Raw genomic sequence first — 12,412 nt, 5'->3', positions numbered from 1 at the left:
AAAAGTATAGGTCTCCATGGCCTATTTGTTTACCCTTAATGTCTTAAGGGGTGTTGCACTTCAATTTTAAATCGGGCATTATTTCATAAGTACTTTTAAGGGTGGGTTAGTAAAGATGACAATGTATTGTTTAAATATAGTACGCGATATGGTTAGTAATGATGGGCTAACGAAACCCAGAAGCGATATTGCTAAAATACTAAGACGTGATATGATTCAGTCGATTAGTGTGCCCATTTTGAATGGAAAGAAAGAAAAATTTTTGTTTTCATGGTCGCGTGTTAGTGATGTGCTGAATTGGCTGCATGAAGGAGACAAATTAATAATTAATTATCCAACTGATATGGGAGTATTGTTTGATCAAATTCTTGTGAGACGACTGAGACGATTAAATATAAAGTTGATTACCCTTATACATGACATTGATGCTCTGAGATTCGAGCAGCCTTTTTATAAAGGAATATCTTATGAAACAAGATTACTTAATTACTCTGACGCTATAATATCACCTAATAAAGTTATGTCAGAAAAGCTTGTTAATAGTGGTGTTAAAAGTAACATTGTAAATTTAAATTTGTTTGATTACCTGACAGATGTGGATGTTGCTGAAAAGAGAGTATTTTTCTCAAAAAAAGTTTCCTTTGCAGGAAATTTGAATAAGTCTGAATTTATCTTTGATTTGCTGCATAAAAAAACTGAATATAGTTTTTATGGACCTATAAAAAAAGAAAATAAGACTTTAATGAAGTCCTATCAGGGAAGTTACGATTCGAATGTTCTCATAAGAAAAATAGATAATGGATTTGGCCTTATTTGGGATGGAGAATCTGCCGAATTTATTGATGCGACCAATATTTCTAGTGGGAGTTATTTATTGTATAACAATCCCTATAAACTGTCTTTTTACATCGCCGCAGGGATCCCAGTTATTATTTGGAGGGATGCGGCAGCAGCACAGTTTGTTGAGAACAACTCTATTGGATTACTAGTGTCATCTCTTGACGAAGTAGACTTAGTTTTGGAAAAGCTTGGTTCTTCTGAGTATGAGCAAATGCAGAAAAATGTAAGAGGAATACAAAAAAAAGTTGTAAAGGGATACTATACTTTGAGAGCAGTGAGGCTTGCTGAGAAGTCATTTATGAAGTGACTCGGTAACCTTTTTACATTGGGTCGAGAGAAAGGGCGAGGGTCATTCTAATAATCTTTGCAAGGGCAAGGGGGGATAATTTTAATGAATCGAGAAAAAGTTAAGGGGGCTGTTAGGCATCCGATTACGGTTCTTTTGGATTATTTCTTTATAGCAATTACTATCTTACAATGCAACAGTGTATTTTATCGTGCAGGGAATCATTTAGCAAAAGTACAAATTCTTTGGCTAATATTAACGTTAATTATCTTTTTTCGTAGCGTAATCAAGATTTTCTTATCTAAGACTGACATTACACGTCTTCTTTTGTTTTTACTATTATTTTCGTTGATTGAGGTTTGTATACTCGGTATAACATATCAGGTTACTGCACTACCAAAAGGAACTGTAATTCTTTATTTAGTGGCACCAATTATGTTAGTAACCATTTTTTTCGGTGAGATTAGTTTTGAAAACGGTGCGTACTTATTTATTGTTTATAAAAATATTATGCTTGCTTTGGCTATGGTTTCCTTAATTTTTTGGCTCTTGGCCATGCTTGGAGTGCCGACAACTATGAACACGGCTATTCAATGGGGAGGATACCATCAAGTACCTGGGTATTTGGGGGTACATTATATCTCTCAAGGTAGCACTAATTTTTTAGGCATCAATATGGTTCGAAATACTGGCTTGTTCGTCGAGGCACCAATGTATTCGTACGTGCTTTCAATTGGCTTGTTGATTCTTTTATTTGTTGATGAGAGATTAATTAAAAAAAGAAAAAACGAGATTTTACTACTAGTAATTACAATATTGACAACGACTTCAACGACGGGAACCATTGTTGCATTATTAGCGATTGTTTATGATATGTTGATAGTTAAGAATAAGGCACCTTTAATTCTAAAAGTTATTATAGTGACGTTGGGGATGCTGCTAGTTGGTATACTTGTACGGATAATTTTATTAAGGAAAATACAAGGTGGAGGTGCTGGGTCGGTCAATATTAGATGGAATGATATACAGGCAGGATTTTATGCTTGGAAAGATCATCCGTTGATAGGTAATGGCTTTGGTAACTACGATTCAATTATGGCGTATATGGATCCTAGTAGATTAGTCATGAATGGAAACGGAGGGTTTTCTAGCGGACTAATGGAAACTCTTGCATATGGTGGGATTTTGGCAGGACTATTTCAGATAGTGCCAACCTTTTTAACATTGGCAAAGTCTAAAAAATTATTTGGTTTGGCCGTCATTTCCTTTGTTCTATTTGTAGTAACTATTGTGGATAATGTCTACATATACACGATGCTATTAAGTTATATTTGGGCAGAAATTATTTTTAAAAAGGCAGGAAGTGAGAAAAATGAGTAAGTATTTAGTCGTCGGTGCTGGGTTATTCGGATCTGTATTCGCGCATGAAGCTGCAATGCGCGGCAATCAGGTTACAGTCTTGGAAAAAAGAAACCACATTGCTGGAAATATCTATACTAAGGAAGTTGAGGGAATCCAAGTTCATATGTATGGCGCTCATATTTTTCATACGAAAATGAAGAATATCTGGGACTATGTTCGACAGTTTGCTGATTTTAATCACTATGTTAATAGTCCAATTGCCAATTATCATGGTGAGATTTATAATCTGCCATTCAATATGAATACTTTCAATAAACTTTGGGGGGTTATCACACCTGATGAAGCAAAAGCTAAGATCGACGAACAGAAGAAAGCAGTTCTGCTAACTGATAATCCTACCAATCTTGAAGAACAGGCAATTTCTTTGATTGGAACTGATGTTTATGAAAAGCTAGTTAAGGGATACACCGAGAAGCAATGGGGACAGTCAGCGACTGAGCTGCCAGCGTTCATTATCCGGCGGTTACCGGTTCGCTTTACGTATGATAATAATTATTTTAATGATCCGTATCAGGGAATCCCAATTGGTGGCTATACGCAGATTGTTGAGAAACTCCTAGACAATCCTTTGATTAGTGTCAAAACTAATGTAGATTATCTTAAGCATCGTAACTTGGCTGCCGATTCGAATACCAAGATTATTTATACTGGAATGATTGACCAGTTTTTTGATTATAAGCTAGGTGCCTTAGCTTATCGGAGTCTCAGGTTTGAGACTGAGGTCAAGGATACAGATAACTATCAAGGAAATGCAGTAGTCAATTATACTGATTCAGAACATCCATTTACTCGTGTCATTGAACATAAACACTTTGAGTTTGGTAAAGGAAACAAGGGAAGAACAGTTATTACGCATGAATATCCCCAGGCGTGGCATCAGGGGGATGATCCTTATTATCCGATAAACAACTTGCAGAACAAAACTTTGTATAAGCAGTATACAGAGCTGGCAAAGTTAAAAGCGCCAAACGTTATTTTTGGTGGCCGCTTAGGACAATATCGTTATTATAATATGGACCAGACAATTATGGCTGCTTTACAGGTAGCTCATCGAGAATTTGGAGATTAGGTGAAGCGATGCAGGTCGTTAAGAATTATTTGTATAATGCTTTTTATCAAGTATTCATCTTGTTAGTTCCTTTAATCACTACGCCATATTTATCTCGTGTTTTGGGACCGACGGGTGTCGGAATTAATGCTTATACCAATTCGGTAATTCAATACTTTATTCTTTTCGGCAGTATAGGAGTTGGTTTATATGGTAATCGCCAGGTTGCCTATGTTCGTAGAAATCGACAAGAATTAACGAAAACCTTTTATGAAATATTCTTTATGCGGCTTTTAACTATTTCGTTAGCCATGTTAGCTTTTTTTGTATTCTTATCGCTAACAAATCATTATCAGACATATTATTTAGCACAGTCTGTATCTTTAATTGCGGTGATTTTTGATATTTCATGGTTTTTCATGGGCGTCGAAAATTTTGCAGTAACGGTACTAAAAAATTTAGTGGTAAAGATTGCAACGTTGATTAGTATTTTTGCTTTTGTGAAAAATGAATCAGATTTGGGACTGTATATTTTAATCCTATCTCTTTCGTTGTTATTAGGGAATTTGACCCTATTTCCAAGTCTAAAAAAGTATATTGGCAGGCCGGTCTTGCACCAGCTAAATTTAAGTCGGCATTTACTGCCTTCCTTGAAGCTCTTTGTTCCACAGATTGCGACCCAGGTTTACTTGGTTGTTAACAAGACGATGTTGGGATCAATGACGTCAGTCCAAGCCGCAGGATACTTTGATCAATCTGATAAGATTATCAAAGTCGTTCTGGCTGTTGTGACTGCCACTGGAACAGTCATGCTTCCCCATGTTGCCAGTGCATTTGCTAGAGGGGAACATGAAAGGACACGGGAGTATTTGTATGAGAGCTTTTCGTTTGTTTCAGCGATTGCTTTTCCAATGTTCTTCGGAATAATGGCGGTAGCGCCAAAGTTTGTTCCACTTTTTTTCACTGGACGTTTTAGAGCAGTGATTCCATTAATGACAATTGAAGCAATTGTTATTTTGCTGATTGCGTGGAGTAATGCAATTGGTACGCAGTATCTTCTACCTACGAATCAGACAAAGTCATATACGGAGTCAGTGTTTTTGGGTGCTATTGTCAATATTGCAATCAACATTCCATTGATTACGGTATGGGGAGCTACAGGTGCTGCGGTAGCAACAGTATTATCGGAAACAACTGTTACAGCTTATCAGCTGTGGGTTGTGCGTAAGCAGGTTTCAATCAGTAAGTTGCTTGTGGATACGAGCAAGTATTTTCCAGCTGGCTTGATAATGTTCGCAATTGTAAATCTCCTGGATCGAAAGCTATCGGCTTCATGGGGAGCATTGGCTTTAGAAGTGATTACTGGAGCATTCATCTATGCTCTTATGCTAATTGTATTACGTGCAAATATAGTTAAAAAGGCTATACGGCTAGTAAGACATTAGTGTAATTTGATAAACACAAAGTGTCAGATTAGGAGGCAGAGCATCAGTTCACACAAGGTGGAGGTAAACCCTCAACGGCAGGTTGGAACCGTTGAGAACATTGTTCGAGATTTAATTGGTAACAATCTGATGAATCCGTCCGATAATCGTTGTAATTGCAATCAATTAACAGTATCATTAGTACTATTATCATTTCTTTAATCGTTACTGAGACGATTGCATGAAATGGTTAATTGATTGGCCGGATTCGCAGATGTTGCTAGTTAATGAAAATAGCGCATCGGAATTAAGTTTCGCGGGTAAGGCGTGGGTGAGTTTGTCGTCTTCTGTTCAATACACAGATTATTGCTGCCGGCAGTCAATAGCGTAAGTCATACTTAACGACAGGATTACATCACCCATTTAATTATTCGTCGATATTTGCTTTCGTGCAAAGGAAAGGTGTATCAGACAAATGCAAAATAGAAACAAGAAGCATACGGTTCGCAACTCTGTCATGGTTGCCGCATTGTTCGTTCTGCTTGGTGGTTCTGCTTACGGGATGACCCGTTACCGCAGTATCAAGAACGCCATCAACAGTTCGTTCGTCGCCTCAGCTGCGACGCGTCGTCGGAGTGAAGTTAAGCAGGTCAAAAAGACCAAGCCAGTTTCCTTACTCTTGGTTGGTGCTGATAGCAAGACTAGTGCCGACAGCCAAATGCTGATCACGATGAACCCATCCACTAAGAAGACGACGGTGACGAGTATTCCACATACCACTGCCGTTCGGGTTTCTGGTCACGCTAAGAAGGCCCCTTCACGGATGAAGGATGCCTACAAGTGGGGCGGCATCAACAGTTCCATCAACACCACGCAAAATGCTTTGAACGTGCCAGTTGACTTTTACGCAGTTCTGAAGCCTAGCGCCTTGAAGAAAGTTGTCAACAAGGGTGGCGGTGTGACGGTCAAGTCTAACGCCACATTCTCTAACTTTGGCTACTCCTTCAAGAAGGGTGTTAAGACCACGTTGAAGGGCAACAAGACCTTGGCCTACGTTGCTGCTTACAAGGGCGACCCTAAGGGAACCAACGCTGGTAAGCAATCTCGTCAACAAGCTGTCTTAGCTGCAGTCTTGAAGAAGAGTGCAACCTTTAAGACCTTGTTCAACCAAGGCTTCATCAACTCCTTAGCTGGTGCGATGAAGACTGATTTGACCTTTAACGAAATGACCAAGTTGGTTAAGAACTACCGTGTTGCCACGAAGAGCGTTTCTAAGACGGTCCTCCATGGGAGCATGCACCGCTTGAACAACAAGACCATGAAGGTTGTTAAGAAGTCTGAGTTACAACGGGTAACGAACTTCACGCGTAAGGGCTTGAGCTTATCACACAAGACGACCGGGAAAGCCGCTGTCTTCACTGCTAAGCAAGTTAAGGCTGCTACCACGAAGTAAGTGTTCAGTTAAATCACAATCAAACGAGAAATGAGGGCGGCCCCTTGTTTCTCGTTTTTGCGTTACAATCATTTTAAGGAGGAAGCGCGCATGAAAAACTTACTAGTCACTGGCGGCGCCGGCTTCATCGGCGCTAACTTTGTCCGTTACGTGGTGGCCCAGCACCCGGCCGTTCACGTGACGGTACTGGATAAATTAACCTATGCCGGCAACCGGGCGAATCTCGCCGGACTGCCAGCCAATCGGGTACAGCTCGTGGTGGGTGACATTGCCGATGCCACGGTGGTCGATCGACTGGTTCGGCGAGTCGATGCTGTGGTGAACTACGCCGCCGAGAGCCACAACGACCGGTCATTGCGTGATCCGGCACCGTTTATGCAGACGAACATCCTGGGGGTCTATACTCTCCTGCAGGCGTGTCGCCAGTACGACGTGCGCTTTCATCAAATCTCCACGGACGAGGTCTACGGGGACCTGCCGCTACGGCAAAATGGGGTGGGGGCCAAATTCACGCCGACCTCCCGCTATCAACCGAGCAGTCCCTATTCGGCAACCAAGGCCAGTGCCGATCTGCTGGTGAATGCCTGGGTCCGCTCATTTGGACTGCGGGCAACGATTTCCAACTGCTCCAACAACTACGGGCCGTACCAGTACGTTGAAAAGTTTATCCCCCGCCAAATCACCAACATCTTGAGTGGTCGTCGTCCCAAGCTCTACGGTAACGGGGCCAACGTCCGCGACTGGATTCACGTGACTGACCATTCTCGAGCCGTCTGGGAGATCCTCACGCGGGGAACGGTGGGGGAGACCTATTTGATTGGGGCCAACGGCGAACGCAGTAATCGGGACGTTTTGGCGTTGATTTTAAAGCTGATGGACCAGCCCGCGGATGCCTTCGATTGGGTCAAGGATCGACCAGGGCATGATGTCCGCTACGCCATCGACGCCAGTCGCCTGCGTGATGAATTGGGCTGGCACCCGGAAGTCACGGACTTTGAAACGGGATTACGGCAGACCATCGCCTGGTACCGGACGCATCCGGATTGGTGGCAGGGAAGTAAGGCCACAGTAGAAGCAGATTATCGGCAGAATGGCCAGTAAATTAGGAGTTTAATCAATGAAAAACGGGCGTTCGCTAGTCGGGTGACAGGTGATCCAGTATGCTTGTTTCAGGACGTTAGGTGGCGTTTATGGTATACTGGGTGAACGCTTCTGATAGGACCGAATTTTTTCAGAATCGTGACTTAATGAGAGAGGCTATTCATGACAAAATCAAAGCAAAAGATTGATCACCTAGAATATGATATCGATCCCGAAGAACGTGATGCCATCCTTAAGTTTATCAACAAGCCCGGTGGTGACCGTGAATTAAAACGGGATCTCCAGCGACATTCTCCGGATGAAGTGGATGCTAAGAATCTAGAACTAATTCGCCAACAAATGATCCATGCCTGCGTCATTTTTCCTCATCACTGAACAGTGTATCGTTAGTAAGGTAAGTTACTTGGCGCAGGAGTTGCCAATTGAGAAGGGGCTATCCATGACAGAATCAAAGCAAACGATTGACCACCTAGAGTATGATATCGATTCTAAAGAACGCGACGCCATTCTTGAGTTCATCAATGAACCAGGAGGCGACCGCGAACTAAAACGGAATCTCCAACGGCATTCGCCGGATGAAGTGGACGCCATGAACCTGGAACGTATTCGCCAACAAATGATTCACGCCCGCGTAATCTTCCCGCATCACTAAGCAATGTGACGTTCGTAAGGTAAGTTGCTTGGCGCAGAAATTGCCAATTGCGGCTTAATGAAAGAAGGACCACTTATGACAGAACCAGAGAAAAAGGTTGACCACCTGGAGTACGACATTAACCCACAACTACGCGACGAAATCTTACGCTATATCAATATGCCTGGTGGGGATGCGGAGCTGAAGCACGATCTGCAATATCATTCACCAGATGAGGTGGATGCCAAAAATTGGGCGTTGATTAAGGACCAAATGATTCATACGCGCGTTATCTTCCCGCACCACTAAACAAAAACGTCCCCGCCAAATCGGCGAGGGCGTTAATTTTTTAACTCGGATTAGTAACCGCGGTTCACGTCTACCAGGTTCACGGACAATTTGCCGTCGTCTTCCCAGCTCTTCAGGTTATCGGTTAGGTAGCCGAAGATGGGGCGGATGTTATCGACGTCAAAGCCGGTTTGGTGCGGCGTGATCAAGACGTTGGGGTAGTCCCACAGCTTGGAATCCTTCGGGAGCGGTTCATGCTCGAAGACGTCCAGGGCCGCGTTCAACACGTTTTGGTAGAGCAGGGCGTGCATCAGGGCACTTTCGTCAACGGACTTGCCACGGCCAACGTTCACGAAGATGCGGACGCCGTTGAGTTGGCTGAAGTAGTCGTTGTTAAAGTAGTGCGTGGTTTCCGCTGTGGCGGGCATTGCGTTGATAACCACGTCCGCGTCCTTGACCAGGTCGGTGTCGTCCTTCAGACTCACGGTGCCTTGGAAGCCAGCGACGCCATGGCCGGAGCGGTTCACGCCAAACGGGTAGTTACCAAATCCGTTGAGCAGTGTCGCAATGTGCTGGCCGATACTACCAGTTCCGTAGATGACGACCTTTTGATTGGCCAGTGTGGCCAGGTCTGAACGCGCCGGCACTTGCCAGAAGTGACCAGCCTGGTTCTTCACGGCGTCATTGAAGTCCCGGAGGAAGTAGAGCAGGTAGCCGATGGTGGATTCCGCAATCGCAGCGGAGTAAGCCCCACTGGCATTGGTGACCTGCACGTCGTGTGCCTTGATCCAGTCGAGCGGCAGGTAATCGACCCCGGCGCTAAACGTTTGGATCCAGCGGACGTGGTTCTGGGGATTTTGCAAGACTGCAGCGCCGTGTGCGCCCCAGCCGAAGATGATATCAATATCCGTGGCCGTTTCCCAGTCACTGGCGGGGATGACGTCGACCCCCAGCGCGGTTAAGTGGTCAATTTGTGCTTGATTGAGAGTTGGAAAGGTGAATAATCTTTCTGTCATGTGAAAAACCTCCTTCGACGGTTGTCGTCTCCTATATTTTAGCACGAGTTACCCGTTTCCTCCTAGAAATCCCGCTAAATCGGCGAAAACGCTTACATCAACAACACACTTTACGGATTGTGTCACGGCGATTGACAACTTAATTGCACACAAATTTCGAATACAATCGATTAACTTTCGGTAGATTGACACCGAACCATTGCTTATTGACTTATCACTCGATATAATAGAGGCAAGACAGCAATTATTTATTTACACTAATAACGTTTGGGGAGGTTAGAAAAATGTTAAATCTTGGTCTGGATATCCTAGGCCTAGCACGATTCCAATTTGGAATGACCACTGTCTTTCACTTCTTCTTCGTTCCATTTTCAATCGGGTTAGCCTTCGTTGTCGCCGTCATGGAAACCATGTACGCGATTAAAGGTGATGAGGACTACAAGAAGATGGCGCAGTTCTGGGGCAAAATGTTCCTGTATAGCTTCGCCGTTGGTGTGGTTACTGGTATTATTCAAGAATTCCAATTCGGGATGAACTGGTCTGAATACTCGCGGTTTATGGGTGATATCTTTGGGGCACCATTGGCCATCGAAGCCCTGGCAGCTTTCTTCATGGAATCCACGTTCATCGGAATGTGGATGTTCACCTGGGGCCGCTTCAATAAGTGGGTCCACACGCTATTCATTTGGTTAGTTATGTTCGGGTCTTCACTATCGGCACTGTGGATTTTGGCCGCTAATAGTTTCATGCAAAACCCATTGGGTTACATCATCAACCAACAAACGGGCCACGTGCAAATGGTCAGCTTCGGTGCTGTGTTGAGTAACCCCCAACTGTGGAGTGAATTTCCACACGTGATCTTCGGTGCATTTGTGACCGCTTCCTTCGTGATTGCCGGCTGTGCGGCTTGGCGCTTACTGAAGAAGGATCACGTCACGTTCTACCGGAAGTCATTGAACGTTGCGTTGGTCATTGGCTTGATCTTCTCTCTGGGCTCCATTGCCAGTGGGGATATTCAAAGTCGTTACTTAATTAACAATCAACCCATGAAATTCGCCGCAATGGAAGGGCTCTACAAGGACTCGACCAACAAAGGGGAATGGGCCGCGATTGCTGGCTTTGACAACAAGCAACACAAGACGACCTGGTCCGTTGATGTACCTTACGTTTTGAACTTATTGAGTTACCACAAGACGACTGGGACCATCAAAGGTATGAACACCATTAACAAGGAATTGCACGCGAAGTACGACAAGAAATATGGCAATGATATTAATTATTACGTGCCAACCAAGACCTTGTTCTGGAGCTTCCGGATCATGTCTGGGGCAGGGGCACTGTTTGCCTTGCTAGCGATTGTCGGGTTGTTCTTCAACCGAAAGAAGTCGCAACTGATTATGAAGCAACGCTGGTTCCTGTACATTCTCGGGCTATGCCTGTGGCTACCATTCGTGGTTAACACGGCTGGTTGGTTCATCACTGAATTTGGGCGGTACCCATGGGTCGTCTATGGCTTACTCACGATTGCCGATGCGGTTTCGCCAAATGTTTCCGTTGCGTCGCTACTCACTTCAAACATCATCTACTTCCTGATGTTTGCCGGCATGGGCGTCGTCATGATTGTCTTGTGCCACCGGACCTTGAAGGCCGGACCTGATATTGAAAATACCGATGGGTATGCGGCGGGCGATACTGACCTTGATCCGTACTCAAAGGGGGCGTTCAACCATGACTAACTTACAATTACTCTGGTTTATCCTGATCGGTGTCCTGTTTAGTGGCTTCTTCTTCCTGGAAGGCTTCGACTTTGGTGTGGGGATGCTCGTGAAGAGTTTCGCCAAAAATGAAGCCGAACGTGACGTCGTGATCCGGTCGATTGGACCGCACTGGGACGGTAACGAAGTTTGGTTGATCACCGCTGGTGGGGCCATGTTCGCATCCTTCCCAATGTGGTACGCAACCCTGTTCTCTGGGTTCTACCTGGTCTTGTTCCTGATTTTAGCGGCCCTGATTTTTCGGGGCGTATCGTTTGAATTCCGGGCCAACATGCGAACGGAAAAATGGCGAAACTTCTGGGAATGGGCCTCAACGATTGGCAGCTTCTGTGCGGCGTTCCTGTTTGGGATGCTGTTTACGGCTATGATTGCCGGCATGCCAATCGATAAAAATGGGGACATGACCGCGCACTTCTTCGACTACGTTAACCTGTTCTCTCTGGTCGGTGGGGTAGCTGTGACCGTCTTATCTCTGGTCCACGGCTTGAACTTCATGCGCTTAAAGACGACTGGGAGTTTGCGGGAACGCGCCCTGGCCTGGAATAAGATCTTATACCCTGTGCTTTTTGCAGGTGAAGTCCTGTTCGCCATTCTACTGTACTTCTCCACGGACTTCTTCGCCAAGAAACCATTGACGACCACGGCCATCGTAGTGGCACTGGTCATCTTCACGTGCTTGGCCTACTGGGGCGTCTTGGGCAACCACGAATGGCTGTCCTTCATCGGCAGTGGCTTATCGCTGATCAGCGTGGTCGTCTTGATCTTCAACGGGTTATTCCCACGGGTCATGATTGCCAACAATCCGGCTTACTCACTGTTGATCAAGAATTCTTCCAGTTCACCCTACACGCTGCACCTGATGACGATCCTGACGTTTAGCATCCTGCCAATCGTTCTGATCTACTTCATCTGGAGCTACTGGGTCTTCTACAAGCGCTTGGCGTCACCTAAGCAAAACGCTTAATCATTGAAAAATTTGTGTCACCGAGTCTCCATGGCTGTCCGGCCGTGGGGGCTTTCGTTTTGGGATAAACAGCTGGCAATTACATAGTGGTGACTGACCGCCTGCCGTTCGCCAAATATGGGTTGGAACGCTGTGGGCGCCGGGCCGAGCCAAAAAGCGGTCTC

General features: G+C 44.7%; 12 protein-coding genes. 11 read left to right on the top strand and 1 reads right to left on the bottom strand.

The genetic code is table 11. The annotated features are described in order from the left end of the window. Window positions 1-121 precede the first annotated feature (121 nt). The 9 genes from NGM66_RS12390 to NGM66_RS12350 all read left to right on the top strand — a co-directional run bounded on the left by NGM66_RS12390 (window position 122) and on the right by NGM66_RS12350 (window position 8,514). Window positions 122-1,147 (top strand): glycosyltransferase, encoded by a 1,026-nt coding sequence (locus NGM66_RS12390; protein ID WP_258115749.1) that lies wholly within the window; start codon window positions 122-124, stop codon window positions 1,145-1,147. A gap of 84 nt (window positions 1,148-1,231) precedes the next feature. Next, window positions 1,232-2,506: an O-antigen ligase family protein gene (locus NGM66_RS12385; protein ID WP_208909219.1), complete on the top strand. Its 1,275-nt coding sequence runs from the start codon at window positions 1,232-1,234 to the stop codon at window positions 2,504-2,506. Beyond that, window positions 2,499-3,617 carry a UDP-galactopyranose mutase gene (glf, locus tag NGM66_RS12380; RefSeq protein WP_258115748.1) on the top strand — a complete coding sequence of 373 codons (1,119 nt, stop codon included), beginning with the start codon at window positions 2,499-2,501 and terminating at the stop codon, window positions 3,615-3,617. The genes NGM66_RS12385 and glf overlap by 8 nt, the downstream gene beginning before the upstream one ends. 8 nt (window positions 3,618-3,625) lie before the next feature. After that, window positions 3,626-5,041, top strand: coding sequence for an oligosaccharide flippase family protein (locus NGM66_RS12375; protein ID WP_208909221.1), 1,416 nt, complete (start codon window positions 3,626-3,628; stop codon window positions 5,039-5,041). A gap of 454 nt (window positions 5,042-5,495) precedes the next feature. Then, on the top strand, window positions 5,496-6,473 hold the full coding sequence (locus NGM66_RS12370; protein WP_208909222.1) for an LCP family glycopolymer transferase: 978 nt from the start codon (window positions 5,496-5,498) through the stop codon (window positions 6,471-6,473). Between the two features lie 90 nt (window positions 6,474-6,563). Next, window positions 6,564-7,574: a dTDP-glucose 4,6-dehydratase gene (rfbB, locus tag NGM66_RS12365; RefSeq protein WP_208909223.1), complete on the top strand. Its 1,011-nt coding sequence runs from the start codon at window positions 6,564-6,566 to the stop codon at window positions 7,572-7,574. 162 nt (window positions 7,575-7,736) lie between these two features. Continuing rightward, window positions 7,737-7,949: a hypothetical protein gene (locus tag NGM66_RS12360; protein ID WP_208909224.1), complete on the top strand. Its 213-nt coding sequence runs from the start codon at window positions 7,737-7,739 to the stop codon at window positions 7,947-7,949. Window positions 7,950-8,013: 64 nt separating this feature from the next. After that, window positions 8,014-8,226, top strand: a complete 213-nt coding sequence (locus NGM66_RS12355; RefSeq protein ID WP_208909225.1) for a hypothetical protein — start codon at window positions 8,014-8,016, stop codon at window positions 8,224-8,226. Window positions 8,227-8,301: 75 nt separating this feature from the next. Next, window positions 8,302-8,514: a hypothetical protein gene (locus NGM66_RS12350; RefSeq protein ID WP_208909226.1), complete on the top strand. Its 213-nt coding sequence runs from the start codon at window positions 8,302-8,304 to the stop codon at window positions 8,512-8,514. 50 nt (window positions 8,515-8,564) lie between these two features. Here the strand turns inward: NGM66_RS12350 and NGM66_RS12345 are convergent, their stop codons facing one another. Continuing rightward, on the bottom strand, window positions 8,565-9,509 hold the full coding sequence (locus tag NGM66_RS12345; RefSeq protein ID WP_208909227.1) for an NAD(P)-dependent oxidoreductase: 945 nt from the start codon (window positions 9,507-9,509) through the stop codon (window positions 8,565-8,567). Between the two features lie 284 nt (window positions 9,510-9,793). Here NGM66_RS12345 and NGM66_RS12340 point away from each other — a divergent pair, with 284 nt between their 5' ends. Then, complete coding sequence (locus NGM66_RS12340; RefSeq protein ID WP_208909228.1) at window positions 9,794-11,245, top strand: cytochrome ubiquinol oxidase subunit I; 1,452 nt, start codon at window positions 9,794-9,796, stop codon at window positions 11,243-11,245. Further along, window positions 11,238-12,248, top strand: a complete 1,011-nt coding sequence (gene cydB / locus NGM66_RS12335) for a cytochrome d ubiquinol oxidase subunit II (RefSeq protein WP_208909229.1) — start codon at window positions 11,238-11,240, stop codon at window positions 12,246-12,248. The genes NGM66_RS12340 and cydB overlap by 8 nt, the downstream gene beginning before the upstream one ends. Window positions 12,249-12,412: the final 164 nt, after the last annotated feature.

This window comes from Levilactobacillus yiduensis, assembly GCF_024718525.1.
Lineage (GTDB): Bacteria > Bacillota > Bacilli > Lactobacillales > Lactobacillaceae > Levilactobacillus > Levilactobacillus yiduensis.
Note: the sequence above shows the minus strand (reverse complement) of the source record. Positions and strands in the feature narration are given on the sequence as shown.

Coding starts and splice junctions, on each gene's coding strand:
- NGM66_RS12390 (WP_258115749.1), top strand. CDS start 122: ATGTATTGTTTAAATATAGTACGCGATATGGTTAGTAATGATGGGCTA.
- NGM66_RS12385 (WP_208909219.1), top strand. CDS start 1,232: ATGAATCGAGAAAAAGTTAAGGGGGCTGTTAGGCATCCGATTACGGTT.
- glf (WP_258115748.1), top strand. CDS start 2,499: ATGAGTAAGTATTTAGTCGTCGGTGCTGGGTTATTCGGATCTGTATTC.
- NGM66_RS12375 (WP_208909221.1), top strand. CDS start 3,626: ATGCAGGTCGTTAAGAATTATTTGTATAATGCTTTTTATCAAGTATTC.
- NGM66_RS12370 (WP_208909222.1), top strand. CDS start 5,496: ATGCAAAATAGAAACAAGAAGCATACGGTTCGCAACTCTGTCATGGTT.
- rfbB (WP_208909223.1), top strand. CDS start 6,564: ATGAAAAACTTACTAGTCACTGGCGGCGCCGGCTTCATCGGCGCTAAC.
- NGM66_RS12360 (WP_208909224.1), top strand. CDS start 7,737: ATGACAAAATCAAAGCAAAAGATTGATCACCTAGAATATGATATCGAT.
- NGM66_RS12355 (WP_208909225.1), top strand. CDS start 8,014: ATGACAGAATCAAAGCAAACGATTGACCACCTAGAGTATGATATCGAT.
- NGM66_RS12350 (WP_208909226.1), top strand. CDS start 8,302: ATGACAGAACCAGAGAAAAAGGTTGACCACCTGGAGTACGACATTAAC.
- NGM66_RS12345 (WP_208909227.1), bottom strand. CDS start 9,509: ATGACAGAAAGATTATTCACCTTTCCAACTCTCAATCAAGCACAAATT.
- NGM66_RS12340 (WP_208909228.1), top strand. CDS start 9,794: ATGTTAAATCTTGGTCTGGATATCCTAGGCCTAGCACGATTCCAATTT.
- cydB (WP_208909229.1), top strand. CDS start 11,238: ATGACTAACTTACAATTACTCTGGTTTATCCTGATCGGTGTCCTGTTT.